The sequence below is a fragment of the Paenibacillus assamensis DSM 18201 genome (assembly GCF_000422445.1).
In the GTDB taxonomy this organism is placed as follows: domain Bacteria; phylum Bacillota; class Bacilli; order Paenibacillales; family Paenibacillaceae; genus Paenibacillus_B; species Paenibacillus_B assamensis.
In genome coordinates this window covers 182996-207464 of sequence record NZ_AULU01000006.1, presented here as the reverse complement: position 1 = coordinate 207464, position 24469 = coordinate 182996, and the positions used below count along the sequence as shown (strand labels likewise).

Annotated in this window: 25 protein-coding genes; 13 read left to right on the top strand and 12 right to left on the bottom strand. The window is 42.7% G+C overall.

Going from position 1 to position 24469, the window contains the following annotated elements; genetic code table 11:
• Positions 1 to 131 precede the first annotated feature (131 nt).
• Positions 132 to 1646, bottom strand: coding sequence for a carboxypeptidase M32 (locus H580_RS0103890; RefSeq protein ID WP_028593624.1), 1515 nt, complete (start codon positions 1644 to 1646; stop codon positions 132 to 134).
• A 168-nt stretch (positions 1647 to 1814) separates the two neighbouring features.
• Here H580_RS0103890 and H580_RS0103885 point away from each other — a divergent pair, with 168 nt between their 5' ends.
• From H580_RS0103885 to H580_RS0103870, 4 genes are all read left to right on the top strand, one after another.
• Entirely contained in the window at positions 1815 to 2150 is a 336-nt protein-coding gene (locus tag H580_RS0103885) for an iron-sulfur cluster biosynthesis family protein (protein ID WP_028593623.1), read from the top strand.
• Positions 2151 to 2168: 18 nt separating this feature from the next.
• Positions 2169 to 2840 (top strand): beta-class carbonic anhydrase, encoded by a 672-nt coding sequence (locus tag H580_RS0103880; RefSeq protein WP_051217222.1) that lies wholly within the window; start codon positions 2169 to 2171, stop codon positions 2838 to 2840.
• Positions 2841 to 2944: 104 nt separating this feature from the next.
• The gene (locus tag H580_RS23255; RefSeq protein WP_051217221.1) at positions 2945 to 3997 is read left to right on the top strand and encodes a permease; all 1053 of its coding nucleotides are present in this window, start codon (positions 2945 to 2947) and stop codon (positions 3995 to 3997) included.
• 71 nt (positions 3998 to 4068) lie between these two features.
• On the top strand, positions 4069 to 5121 hold the full coding sequence (locus H580_RS0103870; protein ID WP_028593621.1) for a TIGR03943 family putative permease subunit: 1053 nt from the start codon (positions 4069 to 4071) through the stop codon (positions 5119 to 5121).
• A 54-nt stretch (positions 5122 to 5175) separates the two neighbouring features.
• On the opposite strand, the gene H580_RS0103865 is transcribed toward H580_RS0103870, so the two are convergent.
• Both H580_RS0103865 and H580_RS0103860 read right to left on the bottom strand, forming a co-directional pair.
• Positions 5176 to 6258: a CobW family GTP-binding protein gene (locus tag H580_RS0103865; RefSeq protein WP_245583480.1), complete on the bottom strand. Its 1083-nt coding sequence runs from the start codon at positions 6256 to 6258 to the stop codon at positions 5176 to 5178.
• Positions 6255 to 7661 carry an MFS transporter gene (locus tag H580_RS0103860; RefSeq protein ID WP_281167954.1) on the bottom strand — a complete coding sequence of 469 codons (1407 nt, stop codon included), beginning with the start codon at positions 7659 to 7661 and terminating at the stop codon, positions 6255 to 6257. Before H580_RS0103860 ends, H580_RS0103865 begins: the two co-directional genes overlap by 4 nt.
• Before the next feature lie 219 nt (positions 7662 to 7880).
• Here H580_RS0103860 and H580_RS0103855 point away from each other — a divergent pair, with 219 nt between their 5' ends.
• Positions 7881 to 8420: a PadR family transcriptional regulator gene (locus tag H580_RS0103855; protein ID WP_028593618.1), complete on the top strand. Its 540-nt coding sequence runs from the start codon at positions 7881 to 7883 to the stop codon at positions 8418 to 8420.
• Positions 8421 to 8484: 64 nt separating this feature from the next.
• On the opposite strand, the gene H580_RS0103850 is transcribed toward H580_RS0103855, so the two are convergent.
• Positions 8485 to 9024, bottom strand: a complete 540-nt coding sequence (locus tag H580_RS0103850; protein ID WP_028593617.1) for a DUF309 domain-containing protein — start codon at positions 9022 to 9024, stop codon at positions 8485 to 8487.
• A 157-nt stretch (positions 9025 to 9181) separates the two neighbouring features.
• On the opposite strand from H580_RS0103850, the gene H580_RS0103845 reads away from it, so the two are divergent.
• The 3 genes from H580_RS0103845 to H580_RS0103835 all read left to right on the top strand — a co-directional run bounded on the left by H580_RS0103845 (position 9182) and on the right by H580_RS0103835 (position 10399).
• Entirely contained in the window at positions 9182 to 9622 is a 441-nt protein-coding gene (locus H580_RS0103845; RefSeq protein WP_028593616.1) for a hypothetical protein, read from the top strand.
• Positions 9622 to 9915 carry a YxcD family protein gene (locus H580_RS0103840; RefSeq protein WP_028593615.1) on the top strand — a complete coding sequence of 98 codons (294 nt, stop codon included), beginning with the start codon at positions 9622 to 9624 and terminating at the stop codon, positions 9913 to 9915. Before H580_RS0103845 ends, H580_RS0103840 begins: the two co-directional genes overlap by 1 nt.
• A 244-nt stretch (positions 9916 to 10159) precedes the next feature.
• The gene (locus H580_RS0103835) at positions 10160 to 10399 is read left to right on the top strand and encodes a hypothetical protein (RefSeq protein ID WP_028593614.1); all 240 of its coding nucleotides are present in this window, start codon (positions 10160 to 10162) and stop codon (positions 10397 to 10399) included.
• A 45-nt stretch (positions 10400 to 10444) separates the two neighbouring features.
• On the opposite strand, the gene H580_RS0103830 is transcribed toward H580_RS0103835, so the two are convergent.
• From H580_RS0103830 to H580_RS0103820, 3 genes are all read right to left on the bottom strand, one after another.
• A complete protein-coding gene (locus tag H580_RS0103830; protein WP_028593613.1) occupies positions 10445 to 11416 on the bottom strand; it encodes a WD40 repeat domain-containing protein in 972 nt (323 codons plus the stop codon).
• A gap of 33 nt (positions 11417 to 11449) precedes the next feature.
• Positions 11450 to 12064, bottom strand: coding sequence for a DUF1796 family putative cysteine peptidase (locus tag H580_RS25355; protein ID WP_051217220.1), 615 nt, complete (start codon positions 12062 to 12064; stop codon positions 11450 to 11452).
• 137 nt (positions 12065 to 12201) lie between these two features.
• On the bottom strand, positions 12202 to 12615 hold the full coding sequence (locus H580_RS0103820) for a hypothetical protein (RefSeq protein WP_028593612.1): 414 nt from the start codon (positions 12613 to 12615) through the stop codon (positions 12202 to 12204).
• A gap of 181 nt (positions 12616 to 12796) precedes the next feature.
• Here H580_RS0103820 and H580_RS0103815 point away from each other — a divergent pair, with 181 nt between their 5' ends.
• A complete protein-coding gene (locus H580_RS0103815) occupies positions 12797 to 13120 on the top strand; it encodes a helix-turn-helix domain-containing protein (protein WP_028593611.1) in 324 nt (107 codons plus the stop codon).
• Here the strand turns inward: H580_RS0103815 and H580_RS0103810 are convergent.
• Positions 13115 to 15214: a sensor histidine kinase gene (locus tag H580_RS0103810; protein ID WP_245583479.1), complete on the bottom strand. Its 2100-nt coding sequence runs from the start codon at positions 15212 to 15214 to the stop codon at positions 13115 to 13117. The two genes, H580_RS0103815 and H580_RS0103810, sit on opposite strands and share 6 nt — an antisense overlap.
• Before the next feature lie 118 nt (positions 15215 to 15332).
• On the opposite strand from H580_RS0103810, the gene H580_RS0103805 reads away from it, so the two are divergent.
• The 3 genes from H580_RS0103805 to H580_RS0103795 all read left to right on the top strand — a co-directional run bounded on the left by H580_RS0103805 (position 15333) and on the right by H580_RS0103795 (position 17701).
• A complete protein-coding gene (locus H580_RS0103805; protein ID WP_028593609.1) occupies positions 15333 to 16028 on the top strand; it encodes a response regulator transcription factor in 696 nt (231 codons plus the stop codon).
• A 111-nt stretch (positions 16029 to 16139) separates the two neighbouring features.
• Entirely contained in the window at positions 16140 to 17006 is an 867-nt protein-coding gene (locus H580_RS0103800) for a class I SAM-dependent methyltransferase (protein WP_036604522.1), read from the top strand.
• On the top strand, positions 17003 to 17701 hold the full coding sequence (locus H580_RS0103795; protein WP_157282683.1) for an RluA family pseudouridine synthase: 699 nt from the start codon (positions 17003 to 17005) through the stop codon (positions 17699 to 17701). Before H580_RS0103800 ends, H580_RS0103795 begins: the two co-directional genes overlap by 4 nt.
• 288 nt (positions 17702 to 17989) lie before the next feature.
• Here the strand turns inward: H580_RS0103795 and H580_RS23245 are convergent, their stop codons facing one another.
• Complete coding sequence (locus tag H580_RS23245) at positions 17990 to 18493, bottom strand: MarR family winged helix-turn-helix transcriptional regulator (protein ID WP_084508906.1); 504 nt, start codon at positions 18491 to 18493, stop codon at positions 17990 to 17992.
• A gap of 216 nt (positions 18494 to 18709) precedes the next feature.
• Between H580_RS23245 and H580_RS26355 the strand changes: the two genes are divergently transcribed.
• Positions 18710 to 18877 (top strand): hypothetical protein, encoded by a 168-nt coding sequence (locus H580_RS26355; protein WP_169449346.1) that lies wholly within the window; start codon positions 18710 to 18712, stop codon positions 18875 to 18877.
• Between the two features lie 12 nt (positions 18878 to 18889).
• Here H580_RS26355 and parC read toward each other — a convergent pair whose 3' ends face one another.
• From parC to H580_RS0103770, 3 genes are all read right to left on the bottom strand, one after another.
• On the bottom strand, positions 18890 to 21340 hold the full coding sequence (parC, locus tag H580_RS0103780) for a DNA topoisomerase IV subunit A (RefSeq protein WP_028593606.1): 2451 nt from the start codon (positions 21338 to 21340) through the stop codon (positions 18890 to 18892).
• Between the two features lie 14 nt (positions 21341 to 21354).
• Positions 21355 to 23340, bottom strand: coding sequence for a DNA topoisomerase IV subunit B (parE, locus tag H580_RS0103775; protein WP_028593605.1), 1986 nt, complete (start codon positions 23338 to 23340; stop codon positions 21355 to 21357).
• Between the two features lie 147 nt (positions 23341 to 23487).
• A complete protein-coding gene (locus tag H580_RS0103770) occupies positions 23488 to 24468 on the bottom strand; it encodes an ABC transporter permease (RefSeq protein ID WP_028593604.1) in 981 nt (326 codons plus the stop codon).
• Position 24469 lies beyond the last annotated feature (1 nt).

Below are 24469 nucleotides of genomic sequence, written 5' to 3'. Positions count from 1 at the left end.
ACTTGAAATATCACTTTGTTCATAACGAAAAGCGCCATGACCGTAGTATGGACATGGCGCCAGATTTAATTTGCGGTATTTGTATCACATAGCGATTGCCCATCGTAACTCGATGAGTCAACGTCACAACTTTACAGCTTATAGATATCTTTCGTCTTAGCTGTCAAATAATCAACAAGATACTGCGGATTCAATGGCTCACCTGTCATCTTCTCGATTATTTCTGCAGGCGTCAACAAGGAACCATATTGATACACATGCTCGGTAAACCATTCTTTAATTGGCAGCAGATCGCCTGCTTCAATCTTCGCATCCACATCTGGCATTTCCTGACGAAGCGTATTCATCATTTGCGCACCGTACATGTTACCTAGTGAATAGGATGGGAAGTAACCCAATCCACCAAATGACCAGTGCACATCTTGCAATACCCCTTCCCCATCATGAGATGGACGAATGCCTAAGTAGCTCTCATACTTGCTATTCCAAGCTTCTGGAAGCTCATCTACTGACAAGTTGTCATTAATCAGCATTTTCTCAAGTTCATAACGAATGATGATATGTAAATTGTAAGTAACCTCATCCGCTTCAATACGAATTAAAGAAGGTTCAACACGATTGATCGCACAGTAGAACTGCTCGACATCAACATTGCCTAGTTGTTCCGGATATCTGCGCTGCAGCTCGCCATAGTAACGTTTCCAGAACTCACGGCTGCGCCCCACGATATTTTCCCACAAACGGGATTGAGACTCATGGATACCCATGGAGGTACCTGTAGCCAATGAAGTACGAGCAAGATCAGAGCTAATGTTCTGCTCATACAAGGCGTGACCGCCTTCATGCAAGGAACTAAACACCGCACTCGTCACATCATTTTCCAAATATTTCGTCGTAATACGAATATCCTGCGTATTGAGTCCGATCATAAATGGGTGAGCGCTCTCATCCAGTCTGCCCGCTTCGAAATCATACCCAATCTCCCCAAGCAAATAGGAGCTGAAATCCTTCTGTATTTCGATGTCATAAGCCTCTTGTAGGAAGTTTGCATTTGGCTTGTTCGATGATTGCTGCACTTCATGTACAAGCGGTACCAACTGGTCTTTGAGTTGGCCAAAAATGCTATCAAGCTGTGCTGTAGTCAAATTAGGCTCATACATATCAAGGAGCGTGTCGTAGCGTGTATCTTTGACTCCCCAGTAGTCGATGAACTGCTGTGTCATCGTAATAATATTTTGCAAATACGGCTTAAACAGTTCGAAGTCGCCCTTATTCTTCGCCTCTTCCCAGACTGTCTCCGCTTTGGATGTTAGGACAACATATTCTTCATACAGCTTTGGCGGGATAAGCTTGCTGCGATTGTATTCCCGGCGAGCGTCTTTCACCATCTTCTTCATCGGTGCATCTAGGGAATCAAACTGCGCTTCTAGTTGATCCAAGCACGCACCCATCTCTTCCGAAACAGAGAGTTTGAAAACTTCAGATGAAATCTTACCAATTGCTTCTGAACGAAGCTCCGCACCTTTACGAGGCGCTCCCGTACGCAAATCCCAATGCATGAGTGAAACGGCCTCACTATATGCTTTCATCTTCGAAATGATATCCAAAAATTGCTGTTCAACTGTTGATAGCGTTGTCATTTCCATCCACTCCCTGTTGTAATAGGCTACCTCTTGATGATACGCCCTACACCATATATAATCAACAAGCAAAAGGACAAGAACAACCTGATTTGTTCGTCTATGTAAGATGGGAAATTCCATGAATACATACTTACATAGTTGTTGGATGATGTAGAAAGGAGCGTTGTCGCTATGGACTTGCAATTTACTGAACTAGCGCTCCAAGCCATCATGAATCGCGGAGTCGACGAACACGCAGTTATCAAGCTTGCTTATGATACCGAAGGCTGTGGTTGTGCAGTCAATGGTGTACCAGCCCTATGGATTATGAACGAGGAAGACGTGGAATCCTTTGATGAGCTTATTAGCTCCAATGCGCCGTGTCGAATTGTTATCCATCGTCAGCATGCTGTATTTTATGAAGATTACTTAACGCTAGATTTGACAGCTGACAAGTCATTCCGCCTGTACGGCAGAGGACAAACCTATTCGAACCATGTACGCTGCGAGGACAAACGTCTTCGCTGAATAAAAGGGGGATTTGATTTGACTAACCAACCACTTACTAACACATCTCAGGAATCATCTGCTACAAACCTAACCAACATCTTGGCGTATAATGAGCAGTTCGTAAGCCGACATGAGTATGAGCAGTATTTGACAGACAAGTTTCCTGACAAAAAAATGGTCATTTTCACATGTATGGATACTCGCTTAGTTGAGTTATTGCCTAAAGCGATGAACTTACGCAACGGTGATGTCAAAATCATTAAAAATGCCGGGGCTATCATTTCTCAGCCGTTTGGCTCTGTCGTGCGCAGTGTGCTCGTTGCTATTTATGAGCTAGAAGCAAATGAAGTAGTCGTAGTTGGACATTATGAGTGCGGCATGACAGGCTTAAATTCTGAACGCATCGTGGAAAAAGCGAAGCAGCGCGGTGTAGATGATCTCGTTCTTGACACACTTACAAATTCGGGAATCAAGCTCCATCACTGGCTGCGCGGCTTTGACAATGTGCAAGAAGGTGTGCTGAACAGTGTCCGCATTTTACGCAACCATCCATTGCTGCCTTCTGATATTCCTGTACACGGAATGATTATCGATCCGACGACAGGCAAGCTGGATCTCGTTGCAGACGGATATGAATACTTAGAGCAGAAGTCCAAAGGAATCCAATCCAATCACAACTCGGATGATCAAACTTGCTCCACGCGTTAATATATTTTACAAGCATGAACTGGTAAGGGGTTGTTCGCAGCCCCTTTTTCTGGTAACCTTAATCGTAATTATTACTTTTAGTATCGAAAAGGAGGCCACACCGGTTGATATCATCTAATATACGATCCGATGATCCTGCTGCCCATCCTTCTCCTCGTTTGCCCCAGCTCCCACTCCTGCTCCCATTACTGCTATTGCTAACGCTAGTTGGCGTACTGGCCGCACAGCCGCTCGCATCCAACACCGAACTTTGGCGCACATTTACAACCGTATTCGTTAGTATTTTACTTGAAGCCATGCCGTTTCTGTTATTGGGCATCATTCTATCTTCGCTTGTTCATGTTTTTATTGCCCCAGACTTTTTTCGTAACATGGCGGTTAAGTGGCCACGACCGGCACTTGTCCTTTTCGCAGCTTTAGGCGGTATTCTGCTGCCAATTTGTGAGTGTGGGATGATTCCTGTTGTGCGAAAGTTTATGCAAAAGGGCCTTCCACCCTCAGCAGCCGTAACCTATATGTGCGCAGCGCCTATTTTAAATCCGATCGTATATGCTTCAACCGCCACCGCTTTCCCAAGTGCTCCTTGGATGGCAGTTGGACGTATGGCTGTAGCTTTTTTCGTCGTCCTAACCATAGGTTGGATCGTGTCAATAATCGTACATCGCAGCCATACTTTTTTGCTCATTCATCCGGAATCCTATCGTAAGACAAGCACTCATCCTAAGAATCAAACCTACCTACAACTCCCTAACAAATTAAGACATGCAGCCGATCATATGGGCAAAGAGTGGATGGAGACAACCGTATATTTAACGTTCGGGGCATGTATTACAGCCTTGTTTCAGATCTCATTTCCGCGCAGCCTAATTGTGGACGCATCTTGGATGAATCCTGCATTAGAACACGCTGGGCTAATGACCCTAGCTTACCTACTATCACTCTGTTCCACATCAGACGCCTTTATCGCCGCATCGTTTACAAGCATGCTTGCACCAGCTTCCTTACTTAGTTTTCTCGTATTTGGCCCCATGATGGATCTAAAAACAACGCTCATGATGATGACCGTTTTTCGGAAACGCTTTATTTTATTGCTAGCTTGCTTACTACTACTAGTTGTTCCATTGTTTGCAACTATATTTATCTCTATCGTTTTGTAATATCCTGAAATATTTTCAACCGATATATGAATATTCTATTTATGAAAAGGAGTATAAAGGAGTGATAACGATTGAATGCGAATAGCTCTTCACTAAGCTCTGAACGCAAGATGAAGCTGTTTTGTGCGTTTTTGTTACTAGGATGGAGCATGATGATCGTATACATTACAAAACAACAACTGATGCCGCTGTACGTAGCACCGCGAATGGAATGGCTCGTAAAAGGCACCGCACTCGTCTGTTACATCCTTGGTATGTTCCAAGTTTATATGGCTGTCGTTCCCGCTAAACCTAACCATTCATCTGCCTGTAATTGCACAACAATGGAAACGAAGCACAAGCGAGGATTTGCGAACTCTTTGTCCTCTTGCTCAGCTGCAATCACGCTATTATTACCCTTTATCTTGTCCTATATTTGGCCGCCGATGCCGTTGTCCAGCCAAACAGCTGCTCTAAAAGGCGTTCAATACGCACCATCTGCTTCACTTAAGCAATGGACTTCTGGTCAGTCTTCATCGCCAACAGATGCTGGTTCCTCTCCTAAGTCAGACTCCACAGGCCCTGTCTATGAACCTAGCAACAGTTCGGCTCAACAAGAAGCTGAGAAAGAGAGTCGATCAAATAAGAGTGGGCAACCAAGTCAGGCTAGCAGCGAACAACAATTTGCCGCAAACACTAGAGCTCCTATTTTTGAAGCAGATGAATTTACGCAAATATATGCAGATTTAGCAAAGCAGTTATACAACAAAGAAGTCATTGTCGTTACTGAAAAACAGTACATGGAAATTATATTGACGCTAGATTTATATAAAGAGCAATTTGCAGGCAAACGTATACGAATACCGGGATTCGTATATCAAGACAAGGAGATGGAGAAAGGTAGATTTGCAATCGCCCGCTTCTCCATGCAGTGCTGTACCGCTGATGCGTCACCATTCGGCATTTTATCAGTCAACCAGACGAAACATAATGTCAAAGCAGATGAGTGGGTCGAGGGAGAAGGTGTACTTACGATTGCTAAGCATGAAAATAATCAAGTTATGCTGCTAGAGGTCGATACACTGCGTTCGATACCTGCTAAAGAAGATCCTTATGTTTACCCAGATCTGGATTTTGGCTCCTAAATGTAAAAGGGTGCTCCCGTCAACTTGGACGAGATGGCACCCTTTTTATTGCGTTTATGCTCGAAGCATATCTTGCAGCTCAACATACAATTGCTCAGCATCCATCTGTTCGCCGATTAAGACGATGACATCATCAATGTCTCCCTGTGGTCTAATGGGGATAAACTCCGTCTGCCTATACGCAAATTGAAACATGTATCGCGTCGTCGTGTCACTAAACGTAACGATTCCTTTAGCCCTATATACCTGCTGCGGCAGCCCCTTCAGCCACTGTTCAAACGTATGACTGTCAACAGATGTAGGCAACGCACGTGTCCAGACGGTTACATGTGCATGTGAAGATTGATGATGCGCATGCGCTTCACAACCAACATCATGAACATGTTCTCCTTGACAAGAACAAGATGAAGGAATCGTTGATCCCTCTTCTCGTTGATAGGAAACTTGACCCAGCTCATCACTCAACATCAAGCTCCGCTGCCACTGCTCAGGCTTCACTTGTGCTTGCTCTGCATAAACAATCGTCGCTTCCTTATTCCATTGTTTTAATTGCTGCTCTACTCGCTGAATATCCTTCTCTTGTACGAGATCGCATTTATTCACAATTAGCAAATTCGCGGCCCGAATCTGCTCTTGCAGCAAATGCATCATCTTGCGGCTCGGTTTGCTAACCGAAGCAGTATCATCTATCCAATGTGACATTTGCAGAGAATCAACCAATGTTACAATATGCGTCAATTGAACAGGAGCGTATAGAGAAACATCTGTTAACGCATCTACAAGCTCCATAGGCTCCGCAATGCCTGTACATTCCACGTATACGACATCTGGCTGATGCTCCTGTACCAGCTCCAATAACTTCAGGCCAAAGTCGCCTCGGATTGAGCAGCATATACAGCCACCGAGCAGCTCTTCCATATTCACTTCCTCAGGCAGCAGCTGCCCGTCTAGATTCACATCTCCCGCTTCATTCATAATAACCGCAGGTTTCATTCCTTGCTGTAAACATTGCTGCGTCCACTGCTGAAGAAGCGTCGTCTTGCCGCTCCCTAGAAAACCAGCCAAAATAACAACCGGTATATCTTGACGTTCACTAGAAGAAGTAAGTAAGTCCATTATTGAATGATTATGTTTCATATAACTCTCTCTTTCTCAGCTACAGTCTTCAAATTATTGGTATTCCGCTGACCACCGTTCAAGCTAGTCGATGACAACGATATTTTTCTGCGGCCTTTAAACAATAGCCACCATATCGGAAGTAGCAGCAATATGAATACAACAGAGACCCAAAAAGCTGCTTGTATACGGCTTACTGTCACTACATGTCCATCAGTGGAAGTATGCCCTAGCATGACAATTGCCGAATAAATAGCGATGGAACATGCACTTAACAGTTGTTTCAGCCAATTAGATAGAGCCGATCCTTGAGCTACATGTTCATTTTCCAGACATACCATACTCATATGATTGCCTGGCATCGTTACCAAGCTAACACCTACGCTGCGGATAAACATCGCACTAATGACCATAAAAAGCGAAACAGCGCCATTCATGGAAGCTAATAACAACGATCCAACAAGCATCAGTATTAATCCCGAGAACAGCAGTCTCTGTGGCCCTACCACATCATACAATCTCCCTACTATTGGTGCAAGCAAGACCATAACAAAAGAGGGGAATAACATAATCCAACCACTGTCAGCCGCATTCCACCCTTGTACATCCATCAAATAAAGGGGCATCAAATAAGTCCCTGCATAAAGCGCTAGCGTTACGATCCCGTTCCATAGCATCGTAAGCTTCCATAAACGATTTTTAAATAATCGCCAATAAAGTAAAGGTTGCTTGTCCGCAGCACTGCTATGAGCGAGCCGCGCTAGCATTCCGCTTCCTGCCACTGCTACCAATCCATACCCCCAACCTACTCCAAACCAATGATGGATTTGGCTTAAGCCAATAATTACACATGCGCTTCCCGTACCGGCCAGAACGAATTGTCGCAATGGGAATGCAGAATAGGAGAGCGACATTGATTGTCTTGGTAGCTGGCTAAGGCAAGCTAACATACAAATATTAAGCAATCCAGTGAACAGAAATAAACTTGACCATCCAAACTGAACGTACAACCATCCACTTATAACAGGTCCAATCGCAGGTCCCAACATGGCCGCCATGGACCACCAGCCCATAGCCGATGCTCTTTTTTCTTCAGCGATATGATGATAAATCAGTGAAACCGTTAGCGGAGTAATCACGCCCACACATAGGCCTGACACAATACGAATGGCCACAAGTGACTCCCAATCCGTTAACATGCTGCCCATACAAGAAAATATCGTAGATACAGTGGTTGCTGCCACCAGCACTTTACGTATCCCCCACCGCTCCATTGCATATCCAGAAAGTGTCATCGACACTCCAGCAGCTGCCATGAATCCAATTAAGGACCATTGAGCCTGATCTATGTTTATGCCCCAGTAGGCCTTCCAGATCGGAATCATGACCGTATAACCGCTTATTCCATACATCGACATAAACACACCAAGTAAGGAACATAACAAAAACAAAATTTCTATTTTTTTTCTGTTATGTATAAAAATCCGCCCCTTTTCAACTTAATCTCTACTTTTATGATTAAAATACTTGCCTATTAGATTTTTTTTCTTATAATGTAGTTGTTCCCATCTCGCACGGCACGTTCAGTGAGGTACATGTATGGATGAACGATATCAACTTCGAATTAGGAAGGAGTTCCTGATATGTTAAATACGTTATCCTATGGTTTGTTGGGGTTGTTAGCCAAAGAGCCGTGTTCTGGGTATGATTTAATGCTGCGTATTCAACCATTCTGGCAAGCGAAACATAGTCAAATTTATCCGTTGCTCGCCAAGCTGGAACGTGAGAACTACGTACAATATGAACGCATTGAGCAAAGGGACAAGCCAGATAAGAAAGTGTACACGATAACCGATTTGGGACGTGAAGCTGTTATGGAGTGGCTTGGTGACCCACCAGCCGAAACCGCTTTCCGTGACGAACTAAGCCTAAAAGCTAACTGTATCTGGATGACTGACCGCAATACAGCAGCCCCTCTATTCCTCGCTCGCATGAAGCAGCTAGAGACCAAGATTGCCTATTACGAAAAGTTATTGACCCGCATCCCTGAAGAAGAACGTCATATTCGTTCCAAACATTTTGGAGATTATATTTTGTTGAATCGTGCAGTTTCTCTCGCAGAAGGACAAATCGAGTGGTGTAAATGGGTTATTCAAATGCTTGAGGACGGACAAGATGTGTAAACAAGCGAATAATTGAAGCAAGCTACAACCGCAGATTATCCCAACGGACAACTGCGGTTGTTATTTATTGCTGCCTTTGCTGCATCGCAGCATGACGAGCTGCAATCACTTCGGAACGGTCTCTAAGACTGTGACGATGAATCAGTTCTTCACTCCAGATAGGAGGCTCCAACTTCCATTCCATCGATTCGCTGAGGCACTGAGCTTTACACTGCTCCAATAATCGATCGTCTGAAATAGGAAGATTCATGACTTCAAAAGCTTCAATAGGCTCCGATTGCATACTTTGTTCTGCCTCTTTTTTTACTTTAGCAACACGTTGGTCTATTTGCACGAGCAGTTTATCCTTATCCAAGCCTAAAGAATGCCAATTCAAATCTTTGGCATCATTTTGAACGAGAGTCAGCATTTTAAGTGCGCCTTTGCTGTTGCCTCTTCGCTCATGGTACAGACCAACTGCAATTCTTACGAGTGATAACCATAAAGTCTGTTTATCAGCATCTAGCTCTTCCTTCCACATTTCTTCCATAATTTCATGGCATTCAAACCAATCACGGGTAACGTGAAACTCTATTAAATAACGAACATAATTGTGATTATACATTTGTCACCAGCTTCCTCAAGAGCATTATTTCCATCTCTATTCAATTTCCATGATTATTGTAACAATTACAAATGTTTTTTGAAACCATTCGTGACTTTATCCGTAAACAATCTTAAGGATAACAAAATTATATGATTCATCATCTGAGGAGGCAATTATGCGTAAATTAATGGCGGCTTTCATGGCTATTACACTTCTATTCGCCGTAACGGCACCTGGTATCGTTGACGCTAAGAAGCGCAGCGGCGGTGGTTTCAGTTCTGGGGTTAAGAAATACAACCCAGCGCCGACGAAGAATGATTCTGGCGTATCTTCTACAAACAAAGCAAACCAACCAACGAACAAAGCTACAACTACAACTCCACCAAAGACTTCTAAGCCTAGCTTTGGCGGCAGCTTCCTTAAAGGGATGATGATCGGTGGACTTGCTGGAATGCTATTTGGTGGATTGTTCGGTGACATGGGAATGTTGGGTAACATTCTTGGTCTTATGGTCAACGTATTTGCAATCGTACTATTATTTATGGTTGCATCGATCATATTCCGCAAATGGCGTGATTCACGTAAAGCTCGTTCTTCACATGGAGGTTTCAACTAATGACACTACGATTGTCTATGGACGAGCTTGTTAATGCAGTATGTCTCAATATGGCAATGCGCAGACAAGTTCAACCTACAGATATCGAGGTAGAATTATGCTGGGATGAACAATATGGATTTACCGCTCAAGTATGGATTCAAGGCCGACAGCAATATTTAGTAGAGATGAATCTACTAGAAGCGATTGAGCAATATGTTCATCAACAGTACGGTCATCGTGTTTTCCGTTCTGATATCCAGCTCGATCTCAATGATGATGAAATGTGGGCAGACGTTAACGTTTCCGCTTAATCTTCACACAACTATTTCATTCTAATCACAAAGCGGCTTCTCTACGATGTAACATCGATAGAGAAGCCGCTTTTTTATTGCTTGTTTATGGAAAGAATGACGTGAAATCCGCTTCTATTAAATAATTTTAATCAAAAACGGTCGTTTTGTTACAACATTGTCTTCTCTTTTTAAGGTTGGTTTAATGTTGACTGTTTATTATAAATTCATAGAAAACATATACGTTGTAATGGAGGTACAAGTTATGTTGAAGAAAACTGTATATATTGAATTTCAAGATCGCCAAATCCCAGTGTTTTGCACAACTATTTCACATAAGAATACATTCTCTCTACTTAAAGATGCATTGAATCGTAAACTATTTACGGGTAAGCGTGCCATCAAGAAATGTCTAGATACGCTTATAAGTATCGAGATCGTTGGTTCAGAAGCTATCTTGCACTCGAAATGGGAAAATGACACACTCGCTTTATCTTTGTACTAGGTACAACTAAGCATTATTTAACTATCGACCCGACAAATGAGTCTGTCACACTCTGAAGCTCACCTTTTCATGGAGTGAAATGACACGGAGTGGCTTGCCCGGCAACGGCGTAATAGACGATATTGTTTCGCTATCTAGATTCCACCAAGCGATATATGGGTCTTTATTTACGCCTGACAGAAGAATGTAATTTTTAATCCAACTATGAATACGAATAGAAGAATGGCGCATTGCTCCTTCGAGAGTGATGCGCTTTCTTATTTGACCATCTATCATCCCTCGAATCTCAAGGCTACTCTCATCTGTACAGTGAATGAGCAACTGTTCAAGTTGATCTTGTGAGGTTACGATTTGGTTAGGTCCTTCCCCAGTGTGAATGACTTTAGAGGCAAGTTGCAGCGAATGTAAATGCCAAATACGCAATGTGTTCTCCATCGCACTACATGCAAATAACAAGTTATTATCTATGCTAACGCCCGCATCTGCTACTAATGCTCCAGCCTGAATCGTATGTGTAATCTCCCCAGTTGTAAAATCTAATATTCTCATTGTGGATGAAGTATGGCTCGTAAATAGTATCCTTTTGCCATCTTGCAGCGAATACATTTGATGTGGTATAAAACCAATACCATAGGGTCCGCCAACATATACTTTTTTGTCTCTTAAAGCAATGAAACGGAACTGTTGAGATGCTCTGAGCATCCCTGCCAAGCAACTTACTTCAAATTGGTTTATAAATGGTAAAATGCTGTCAAAGGAATAACTCTCTTCTGCAGCGATATATCGTTCGACCTGATCCGTCATAGGATAGATTCTTATCCAATGCCGCCCTCCCTGCTCCATTACCAATAACGTATTGCCTTGGGCCTCTTTTTCTAAACCATTTAGTCTGCCCTGCTTCCATTCCCAGCGCCAAACGATGTTTAAGTTCTCATCTAAGAGAACCACAACATTAGGCTCGCATAGAACAGCAAATTGAGCCATACAATCACCTGTATCATCAGAGTAGCTGCGCACGATCATCTCAACCTTATTTAGACCCTTACTTCTCTATTTTAACAAATCGCTAGCTAGTAGCTCCCAAGCGTCGTCATCTCCATACCATGATGAGCCAGTAGGCATGAGATATTGCAGCGTACTTTTATACCTAGCAATCAACTCTAGCTGCTTACAATCACCAGACTCATTTAGCAACAACAATTCGAACGAATATTTACGCAAGGTAGATATCGCTTCTTCTAACAATCGTATGTCTTGTTGTGCATATCCCATTCTAATAAGTGTAATTGGCTTATCCATCCTCACATCATCTAAAAATCTACGAATACGCTTCTCCAATAGTTGATAGTACAACTCATAGTTGTATAAAGGAGGCTCTCCCTCAACAACAGGAAAGTCATGAAAGGAATGACAGTCCCATTTTCGATCTACTACATGATAATACAGTCCATTATCAGTAATTCCGATAATATCCAAGTTGTCTCTGTCCATAAATGAAGAGAAATTGGATTGAATAAGTGAAGCAGTCAGACCCGCATTGGGCATACTGAACCAATCTAGTGGATAAGAAGCTTGCCGCAAACCTAATCGTCTTATTTGATAGGCTACCGAACAATTCCCACCTATACCGATTACAATACGATTTACACGAGATAAAGCACTCAATATCCGCCCCCCTCCTCTCATCTTTATATTATGCAGCTATAACGACAAATGAATGTGTATACAACGCGGCAAGATAAGAAAAGGGGATGAGCCTAATGCCCTCCCCTTTCAAAGCTGCATAACCATTTATTTAATGATTAGTCAGAGACAGCTACAGCGCTTAAGCTTTCTGGACCTGTGCGGTTCGCTAGATTGATACCACTACCGAGCACGTATGCAGTATAGATTGGGAAACTAGGCGTTGTTGGAACGTTAAAATCTGTTGCTGAAACCGTAAAAGTAAGCGTATCAAGAGCGTTAACAGGAAGTGCTGTCGTTGCCGAATAAATTTGGGTTGTGTCACGGAAAATTAAAATTGTGACCGTTCCTAATACTGCTAACAATGTCGTAACAGCAACCGTTGCACTCAATTCTACTCGTGTGTTTGTGGTAGCTGTTGCTAAATTGATTCCTAATGTTCCAAATAAGACTGGAGCAGCAGTTAGTGGAACCGCAATCGAACCTGCATAACTCGCATTTTGCGAAATTTGACTATCTACAAATGTAGACATTGGCTTCACCTCCACTACTACTATATGTATTTCACAAACTCTCGCTTGGACAAATGCTAGACTTATCAAAAATAGACGGCAAAATAATCTTGACACGATACATTTTGTATCATAAAGTACAACTATCAGCTACATCATTCACCATATCTGACTAATCTAATAAACGAAGGAGTATTCCCATATGACGATCGGAGAAAGATTGCGACGCCTGCGCATTTCTCGCAAACTATCGCAAGAGGAAGTAGCAAGATACATTGGGGTGACGCGCTCGGCATACAGCCATTACGAAATAAACAGCCGACAGCCTGTGTATGATACAGTTCGTAAACTTTCGAATCTATTTGACGTATCCATTGACTATCTTATAAACTCCGACCTGCAAGATCATGAGCCCCAAGAAACAAAAAGACTGCTTCAACTATGGCAAGCCATGGATGAGCAGTCACGAGAGCAAACTCTTCATATGATGCAGCACGCTATGAAACAATCAAATTCAAAATTATAGGTCATATACAGGAAGTTCGATATGAAACGTACTTCCTTGCCCATATGCACTTTGTGCCCATATTCGACCATGATGAAGTTCTACAATTTCTTTGGCAATCGACAACCCTAATCCACTACCGCCTACAGCTGAATTGCGAGATTTATCTTTTTTGTAGAAGCGATCAAAAATATAGGGCAAGTCTTCTGAATCAATCCCAACCCCTGTATCGTTAATTGAAATATGTATACAAGATTTAGATACAACATATTGAAAGCGTATGCTTATCTTTCCTCCGGTTGGGGTAAATTTGACAGCATTGTATATGATATTATCCAATACTTGTGTCATTCTATCCAAGTCCATTCTAAGATTCAAACTTACCGGAGGGGCATCTCGATACGTTAAATTGTAACAAGCAAACATCAGTCCCCTTGCACGCAATTCTAATTCATATTGTTCTTCGATATGAGAAATGAAGCGCTCCAAACGTACATCTACCATTTCTACGTTGACCTGGCGAGCCTCCAACTTAGATAATTCGAACAAGTCCTCAATCAAATGATTTAAGCTATTAATTTTGTTAAGCATAAGTTTTACATATTTTTTTTGTTCGTCAGGTTCAACAATAACATCGTCGTAGAGTGCTTCCAAATATCCTCTAATTAACGTCATCGGAGTTCGTAAGTCATGAGATATATTCGATAACAAATGTCTGCGTGAGCGTTCCATCCGTTCCAGCTCATCATTTTTGGATTCTAAACTTTCATTCATCCGCACCAACTCTGAAGTACGGTGCTCAATCCTCGTTTCAAGTCCAGCATTCAACTCTCGTAATTCGAAGTAGAGCGATTCCACATCCCCCATTGCTTTTGAGATACGTCGAGATAGCATTAGAGATTGCATAAGTACACAAATAACAAGCCCAAATGGAGCCAAATCCCGAATCGGGGCAAATCCTTGATAGTATAAAATATCGTTAAAAATAAACACGGCAAAAATGATAAATCCTAATAAGGTGATCGTGGCACCCGTCCGCTGACTCTGGATGGCACGAACCGTAACGATAATGGAGAAAACAACCGCAAAAACGATATAGATTTGATATAGAATAAGAATCGATGTGAATAATAATGGTGATAGCGTCAAAGTAATGAGCAAAAATAGTAAACCAATGCCTATCAAAGTGAAGTAGAATTTTTGAAGTGTTTCTTCCTTAAATAAATAATGAACAAAGCTGACACCTGCCATTACAGCGATCGTAATCAGACAATAATCTAATCTTATGAGCCCAGTCCATCGATACCATGAAGTCCAATACATAAGCATCACATCGCCTAGAGTAAGCATTCTTACAGCAATAGCGAGGCAAAGCAATCCAAAAAAGAATGTAAACTTCTCTCTTCGCCTTCCCATAAACATACCGAACTGATACAACCCGATAATAAATAGACATCCAAAAATAAGCGAATCCTTGGCTGTCTCCAGTTTGCTTTTACGAGTCATTTGATTTACAGTTCCAATCTCTGGTGCCGCAGAAATCCCGCCCTTATGATGTGCAAAGTTTGCTACTTGGATAACCAGATCCAATTTATCTTTTGGTGCAGGAATCATAATTAAACGATTTCTAAAAGAAGGGACTGCTGCATCAGCGTTATCTGCCACTACACCTTCTTTTATGTACAGCTTGCCATTGACCCAGATGTTATAGGAGCTAAATGCGCCAGGCATCCATAAGCCAAGAAGAACTTCAGATGAGTTTTTAAAAATTTGAACTCGATAGGATGCATAGCCTGTACCGCTAAGCGGAACACCGTTCAATTCAACTTGATTCCACAACTTCGGGATGGATACATAATGCTGATCTTTGCTCACAGCAAACATTTCTGGTGTACGCAGCTCATTCCAATTGAACTCCCACTTTCCGTTAAGCGTAACGGCCCCGTCTTTTTCAAAATTCCAATTTCGCAAATTCAATACACCATATTGTACTTGTGGCGCAATCTTGGATTGTGAAATATCTCCAATAAGTTGAATGACTATGATAACTAGTACTGCTAGTGCTACAAATGCATGAAAGGATAGCTTTTTGATGCGAAAACACCCCCAGTACACTTACTCGCTGCCATATATAATTTCCTGCTTGGCTTATTCGACAACTACTCTCACTTACTGAGTTGTCATCTTCTACCATTGTTCGCTATAATATGAGATGTGGAGGTGAATAGCCAAGATGAGTGCTGCCAGAATACTTGTAGTAGATGATGAAACTGAGATTACAGAGCTAATCTCCTTGTATTTAAGACGGGAGGGATTTCAAGTCGTAGTTGCAGACAATGGCTATGATGCACTGCAGCTCGTTGGTGAAGTGAAACCCGATCTTATTATACTTGATATTCTACTAAAATCATTAGATGGGATTGAAGTTTGTAAAGAAATTAGAAAAACTTCAAATGTCCCCGTCCTTTTCATCAGTTGTAAAAGCGATGATGTTGATATTATTTTAGGTCTTACTATTGGCGGAGATGACTACATAACGAAGCCATTCAGTCCAAGCCAATTAGTTGCACGAGTAAAGGCGCATCTTCGACGTACGACTTTGCATAAATCAGCAGAAAACAACACGCTGCTAGCTTATCCCGGACTAGAAATCGATCTTAATAGTCACACCGTCAAAACAAATGGACGTCTCATTTCACTGTCGTCTAAAGAATTCGATCTGCTTTCACACCTAGCTCAGACCCCAAATAAAGTATTTCGCTTGGAGCAATTGTACCAGCTAATTTGGAATTCTGAAAGCTTTGGTGATACAAGAACATTAATGGTTCATATCAGCAATCTTCGCAAAAAAATAGAACCCGATCCCACCAACCCGCGATATATTGTAACGGTAAGAGGCGTAGGCTACAAATTCCTTGTGAATGAGTAGCTTTTTTTATCGATGTCTCACCTTTCCTTATCTCACAGTAGAATGAACCCCTTCTTTTGTAGTACAATAAGATTTAGTGATTTTTTTGATGACAAGGAAGGAAGACTGGATATGCTATACATGGAGCAAAATTGGAAAGACTACGAATTGATAGATACTGGAAACGGGGAAAAATTGGAGCGTTGGGGCGATGTCGTCCTGCGTCGTCCTGACCCTCAAATTATTTGGCCAATCGCAAACGAGAATCATCAGTGGAAAAATGTACACGGACATTATTCTCGTAGTTCATCCGGCGGTGGACAGTGGGATATGAAGAAGCCGATTCCTGAGCGCTGGTCGATACAATACCGTGATTTGAAGTTCCATATTAAGCCGACAAGCTTTAAGCACACGGGTCTGTTCCCTGAACAAGCTGTGAACTGGGCATGGATGATGGATAAAATAGCAAATGCAAACCGTCCCATTAAAGTACTTAATCTGTTCGCCTATACAGGTGGAGCGACATTAGCGTGCGCTTCTGCCGGGGCACAAGTATGTCATGTCGATGCCGCTAAAGGTATGGTTCAATGGGCAAAAGAAAATGCTCAGCTGTCAGGTCTTGCGGACCGTCCAATTCGTTTTATTACCGATGATGTGTTCAAGTTCGTACAACGTGAGCAGCGTCGTGGCAATAAATATGATGCGATTATTATGGACCCTCCTTCTTATGGTCGCGGACCTAACGGTGAAACGTGGAAACTAGAGGAAAGCCTATATCCATTCTTGGAATTCTGTACGACAATTATGTCTGACAATCCTTTGTTTATGTTAATTAACTCCTATACGACAGGACTTTCTCCTACTGTATTGGATAATTTGTTAACGATGACGATGAAAAAGCGTTATGAAGGCAAAATTACTTGCGGTGAGATTGGATTACCAATTACGAACTCCGGCATGGTACTGCCTTGCGGTATACTAGGACGTTGGGAGTCATGATGAACGGCGGCTCCTATCCGTCTGTCCCAATTGTATTTGAGGATAATCATATACTTGTTGTAGAAAAGCCTGTGAACATATTGTCACAGGCTGATTCTACGCAAGATTTAGATATGCTCACCCTACTTAAGCATGATGTCAAAACTCGCTATAACAAGCCTGGCAATGTATATATGGGGCTCGTACATAGGCTAGATCGCCCTGTTGGCGGAGCTATGGTATTTGCTAAAACATCCAAAGCAGCTTCCCGATTGTCCGATACCGTACGGAAGCATGAGCTAGACAAGCAATATCTCACAGTCGTCCACGGCCGTCCTGGCGCCCTATCTGGGAGCCTAACACACTATTTGTTGAAGGATACTCGCACAAATAACGTACGTGCTGTGCCCGCTCATACGCCCGGAGCAAAAGAAGCTCGTTTGGACTATGAAGTGCTAGAGCACAAAGAAGGACTGTCCCTCATACGCATCCAGCTTCATACCGGCAGATCACATCAAATTCGAGTCCAAATGCAAACGATTGGCTGCCCGCTATATGGAGATCAACGATATGGTGCTAACGTGAACAAACCTGGCCAGCAAATTGCCTTGTGGTCGTACAAATTAGCATTCCCTCATCCAACATTGAAGGAACAGATGAGCTTCACTTGCAGTCCCCCACAAGTCTATCCGTGGGATATGTGGGGAAGTTTATAGTGTTAATCTACAATAACGAGTACGGATGCCAAAAGTTCCTGCAAATGCAGGACAATTCGTAAGCATGATGCGAGCGAAACGAATAGGTACAAAATAGATTAGGTTGCCGCAGCTGCACTTTCATCACAGCTGTGGCAACCTATTATTTGTTTCTTTGAAAAAAAGAGCAAGATCCACTAATGTAAACATAATTTCTTTGAAAAATAATTGTTTATTGGTAAATCTGATGACACATTTAGCTGTTACATATATAAGGAATAGAGCGTCAAGTTTATACTTCCAAGGATGTCAAATTGGATGATGTGCGGATTCAGCCAAAGAAGAAGCTGCGACGCTTGTTAATTCTGACTGTTGCTTTTTCGTCGCATTCGTGAGCTGATCGATTGGTGATTGAGTCAGCTTATGAAGTAATAACAACAATAGTTGCTGATTGTGTGCTGAAATTCGATTTAGAAGTTCATTCCAGTAAGATTCACGCGCAGCCAAGCCTCTGTTCATCTCTTGTTCTCCGAATGAAGTTAAACTAACCCATACGATACGTCGATCTTCTTGATCACGTTCGCGGCTTATTAATGCATTTTTCTCCATACGGTCTAACAATGTCGTTACAGCTGCTGCTGTCGTTTCTAAATAAGGAATTAATGCGGAAGGCTTCAAACGCTTATGTTCCGCCACCTTTTCCAACACAATAAGCTGACTGTCCGTCAAACTAGGGGCTAACGCCTCGTCCATAACGTTGCGATAATCTTTTGTTAATTTAGACCATACTTTCGCAAAATCGTGAGCATGCATCCGACCACCCTCTCCAACACTGTCCCGTACCTACAAAAACAACTAAATTATACCACAGTTGTCATTCATGGTCACGTTCCCTTTCACATATGTTTACAAATGCTAAGAATTAGAGCGCTACTCCATGTCAAACTTGTCATATCGTTCACACTGTGCCTAATACCTTCATACAATAAAGTAGGCAATCTCATTTCTGAAAACGAAAGGAGCATGAGGATGGATACGTGGAAGCTGGACTTATTCAACCGCGCAGTTCGTGCCGGCATTATAAAAGACCCACAATGGCAAGACCGATTGGATGAACCGGTACCACTGTGGGTCGTGTTGGAGTTAACGATGAAATTAAATGAACTGTTAGACCCGCCTCATAAACCTTATGACTGATCCAGCGTCGTTCTATGCATGCTGAGGAGGATGGAGCGCAAATAGATCGACTACCTGCTCATCCTTCTCTAATGGAAGCAGTGCTTTACCTATCGACTTTCTATCCATAAGTGGAGCCCTCTCGGTTAACACGGATAACGTACGTCCACCATCCGTTAATGCGAAAATCGGATAAGCTTCCTTACTAAAGAAAGCACCCATAATAGCAGAACCGTTTGGCTTTACACGCTTGCCTTCCTTGAACTCAAAGCTAGCCATCCCTTTACCGCCTCGACCCTGCTGGACATAATCAAGCAACAAAGAACGCTTGCCCCAGCCCAAATCGGTCAAGATCGTAATTTCCCCTTCATCTCCATTCACACTGAGTGCAGTAACAACACAATCCTCATCCTTCAGCTGTATGCCACGCACACCAGCAGCAGCTCGTCCCATTGGATTGATTTCATTTTCTGCGAAACGAATGGACATGCCTTGCTTCGTAACAAGAAGTAAATCATTAGACATATTTGAACCATAAACATGGATTATCTCATCTTGGTCAGCCACTTTACATGCAACAACTGCCGCGCTTCGATTCGTCTCATATTCTTTAAGCAGCGTTCGCTTTACTTGACCTCGCTTCGTAACGAAAACGAGTGATTGTAATTCATCTTCGAACGACTTGACTGGAATGACGGCGACAACCCGATCCTCTTTCGCAATCGGAATCACGTTGACAATAGCGGTACCATTATCTTTCCACTTAAATTCAGGCACAAGATGTACCGGAAGTGAGAAGTATTGACCTCGTTGTGTAAACAACAACAATCGATCAAGTGTATTTACTTCGAACACATGTCTGATTTGGTCCCCTTCCTTCACACCTGAACCGTTCCACTCTCCTCCTGAACGATTGAATGAAAGCATACTAGTACGCTTTACATATCCATCATTGGAAACCGTTACAATTACATCTTCTGAATTAACCATAACTTCGAGATTGACTTTGATCTCCTCAATCTCACCTTGTACTACGGATCGACGATCAATGCCATAGCGATTACGGATATCTGTCATTTCTTTCTTGATGACTTGCAGCAGTTTACGCTCATTACTTAAAATTAGCTGAAGCTCTGCTACCTTTTTCTTAATCTCATCCAACTCTTTCGTTAATGCTGTTAGTTCTAGATTCGTTAAACGATACAATTGAAGCGTTAAGATTGCGTCTGCTTGACGTTCTGTGAATCCGAATTGGTTAACGAGATTAAGTTGTGCATCTTGGCGATTTTTCGATGCTTTAATCGTTGCGATGACTTCGTCCAATATATTTAATGCCTTAACTAGACCCTCTAATACATGCGAACGATCCAACGCTTTATTCAAATCATATTGTGTACGTGCAGTTACCACATCGCGTTGATGTTGAATATAAGCCTTCAATATTTGAATAATGCCAAGCTGTTGTGGAGCTTTATTCACGATCGCAACCATATTGAAGTTATAAGTAACTTGTAGATCCGTCTTCTTGAACAAATAGTTCAAAATACCTTGCGCATCCGCTTCTTTCTTTAGTTCAACCACAATGCGCAATCCATCGCGGCCACTCTCATCCCGTACTTCAGCAATGCCATCCACTTTCTTCTCCAAGCGAATGTTCTCCATCGCTGTAACAAGGCGCGACTTCACAACTTGATAAGGAATTTCCGTAATAACGATTTGTTGCTTGCCACCGCGCAAATCTTCGATTTCGGTCTTGGAGCGAATGTAGATTCGGCCTTTTCCAGTCCGATAAGCTTCCCGGATTCCTTCTTCCCCCATAATAATACCACCGGTTGGGAAGTCAGGACCTTGAACGATTTGCATCACTTCATCAAGTTCCATAGAAGGCTTATCGATCATCGCAACACAAGCGTCAATAATTTCACGCAAACTGTGTGTAGGTATCTCGGTAGCAAATCCGGAAGAAATACCGCTGACACCATTCACAAGTAAATTTGGGAACCGTGCTGGGAGAACCGAAGGCTCTTCCGTTGTATTATCAAAGTTCGCTCTAAACAATACAGTATCTTTTTCAATATCACGCAGCAGCTCGTTCGCAATTGGCGATAGTCTTGCCTCTGTATAACGCATTGCTGCTGCTGGATCGTCATCTAGGGAACCCCAGTTTCCATGCCCATCTACGAGTACATGAGACATTTTCCAAGGCTGTGCCATACGTACCATACCGTCATAAATAGATGAATCACCATGCGGATGATAATTACCCATTACATCACCGACGGTCTTGGCAGACTTACGATAAGGCTTATCTGATGTATTACCTGAATCATACATCGCGAACAAAATACGTCGCTGAACTGGCTTCAAGCCATCCCTAACGTCAGGAATGGCTCTGTCTTGAATAATGTATTTGGAGTATCTACCGAATCGGTCACCAACTACGTCTTCTAGAAACGCAGGCTTGAACTGTTCCGATACGCTCATCTCTAATCACCCTTCTATTCTTCGAACTCCGTAAAGTCCACGTTCTCTACAATCCAACGCTTTCGCGGCTCGACTTTATCTCCCATTAATGTCGATACTCGACGCTCCGCTTTAGCAGCATCTTCAATCTGTACTTGTAACAACGTTCGTGTCTCCGGATCCATTGTCGTTTCCCACAGCTGATCCGGATTCATCTCACCGAGTCCTTTATAACGCTGAATTTCAGCTTGCGAGCCTAACTGTTTCAAATAATTGTTCAATTGTTCCTCTGTCCATGCGTATCTGACGGAAGTGTGCTTCCCTTTTTTGTGAGTTATCTTGAACAACGGCGGTTGAGCGATGTAAACTCGTCCCGCGTCAATTAGCGGCTTCATGTAGCGATAGAAGAATGTTAGCAGCAATACTTGGATATGTGCTCCATCCGTATCGGCATCGGTCATAATAATGATTTTGGAATAGTTGCATTCGTCCAGCTCAAACTCTGAACCAACACCTGCCCCGATCGCGTGAATAATAGTCCGGTACTCGTCATTTTTAAGAATATCTGCGAGCTTAGACTTCTCAGGGTTCATCGGTTTACCCTTAAGCGGCAGAATTGCTTGCGTCTTAGAATCACGTCCTTGCTTCGCAGATCCACCTGCGGAGTCACCTTCGACGATAAACAACTCATTACGAGTAGAGTCTTTGGATTGTGCTGGTGTCAGCTTGCCACCTAAGTTCGTACTCTCGCTGCGCTTCCTGCCTGAGCGTACTTCTTCTCTTGCTTTGCGTGCAGCTTCTCTAGCCTTCGAAGCTTGAACGGCTTTCTTCACTAACGATTGCGCAACTTGAGGATTCTCCTCCAAGAAGATTTGCATCTGCTCCGTTACGACCGCATCAACGACGCCACGTGCAGAAGCACTACCTAGCTGGTCTTTTGTCTGCCCGACAAATTCCACATCTGACATTTTAACACTAACGACCGTCATCATGCCTTCTCGCAGATCATTACCTTCAAGATTTTTATCTTTTTCCTTCAACAAGCTATTTTTACGAGCATATTCATTCATGACTCGCGTATAGGCCGTTTTGAAGCCGGTCTCGTGCGTACCGCCGCCTCTTGTTGAAATGGAGTTAACGAATGATGCGATTGTTTCCGTATACCCATCATTGTATTGCATCGCGATTTCAACTTCGATCTCATCTCTTTCACCTGTGAAGTGAATCACTTCATGAAGAACACTCTTGTTCTCATTTAAATACTGCACGAATTCACTTGCACCACCAGCATAACGGAACTGCTCTTGCTTGCCAGAACGTTCATCCTTCACATTGACTTCCAAGCCAGAATTCAAGAACGCTATTTCCTGCAAACGCTCGCTCAATGTATCAAAATTCAGGTGAATGTTACCATGGAACACTTTCGTATCAGGCTTAAATGTTACTTTTGTACCTGTACGATTCGTGTTTCCGGTGACTTCCAAGCCAGTAACAGGCTCACCTACATGCTCCACTCCAGCAGCATCCGTCCACGACTCAAAGCGTTGGCGGTGGATCTTGCCGTCTCGATAAATTTCTACTTGCAGCCATTCTGATAAAGCATTCGTTACCGAGGCACCAACCCCGTGCAAGCCCCCGGATTTCTTATATCCTGCTCCACCGAACTTACCGCCCGCATGCAAAATCGTGAATACGACCTGTGGAGTCGGTACACCTGTCTTATGTATTCCCGTTGGAATACCACGTCCATTGTCTCGTACAGTTACGGAATTATCCGCGTGTATAGTGACATCTATAACAGAGCAGTATTTGGCAAGATGCTCATCGACGGCATTGTCCACGATTTCCCAAACAAGATGATGAAGACCCGAGGAGCTTGTACTTCCTATGTACATCCCCGGTCTCTTACGTACCGCTACAAGCCCTTCGAGCACTTGAATGTCGTCAGCGCCATATTCCATTATCGTGCCTGCACCTTGCTGCTCAGGCTTTCCGCCGAACATATCGACTTGGTCGACCATTCATGCTCCCCCTTTGATTAAACTAATGATGATTATCGAATTTCCGAAATCAAAAGAAAATCTGTCGCACCCCGACGTCTGGAACAACGCCTCCAGCCTTTCGGCAATCGTCAGGATGCAAACAGATGTTTCGCTTTCTTAACTATTTTAATTCATCATGTCCTGTTTCGTAAAGACACTGAAAGCAATAAACAGTGCACAAATTGCCCATATGCTTAGTACAGCCAATGAAAACGGGAGTGTCATACCGTCTACCGGCGTTGGAGTTCCTGCCAAATAATCCGTTAATTTCAAATTAATCATAAACAAATATTTTGCAGTTGGCCATGATGATGCCATGTTATACAAAATTGTACCAGCAATTAGCGTTGCCATTAATGTCACAATGCTGGCCGCCGTACTCCGAACTAGTACGGAGATCATAAATCCAAGTGCAGCTACGACAATACTAGCAAACCAGATTAGGCCGCATTGCATGAGTACATACAGCCATGCTGGCACGATATGAACATCATTATAATTCACGCTCGTACCCGATATGTCAAATCCCGTAAATAACGGAATCGTCCAGCCTCCATACCCAAATACAGCACCTGAAATGACATAAGATAGCAGCGCTGTCACAAATACGATGACACCCGTAAACATCATAAGCACAAGCCATTTACTCATTAATACTTTCCATCTTCTCACAGGTCTTGTGAGCAGCATTTTAATCGTGCCTGTAGAGCGTTCAGAGGATACGATATCACTGGCAATTGCCATGACTAGCAGTGGTATAAATAGATTTACCGAGTTGTCCATAAATGTACGCGTAAACGTTACACCATTGGGCTCTTTCGGATTGACATCATGATCAAGATAATATTGAAGCTGCTGCAAAATAATTTTTCTAAACTTTTTCCATTCTTCAGGTATTCGGTCACTGCCTAATGAGTTCTGCAAATCTGTAATTTGCTGCGTCAATTCTCTGCGCCAGTCCTGATCGAACTTCTCAAGACTATTTTGAGCCACTTTCATTTGTGCGTATGTAAAAACAGGTATGAGAATAAGTAAGATAAGAAGCACGACATAGAACCGTCGTTTCTTCAATACTTTTATCGTTTCATTTTGAATAAGCGCCAACATA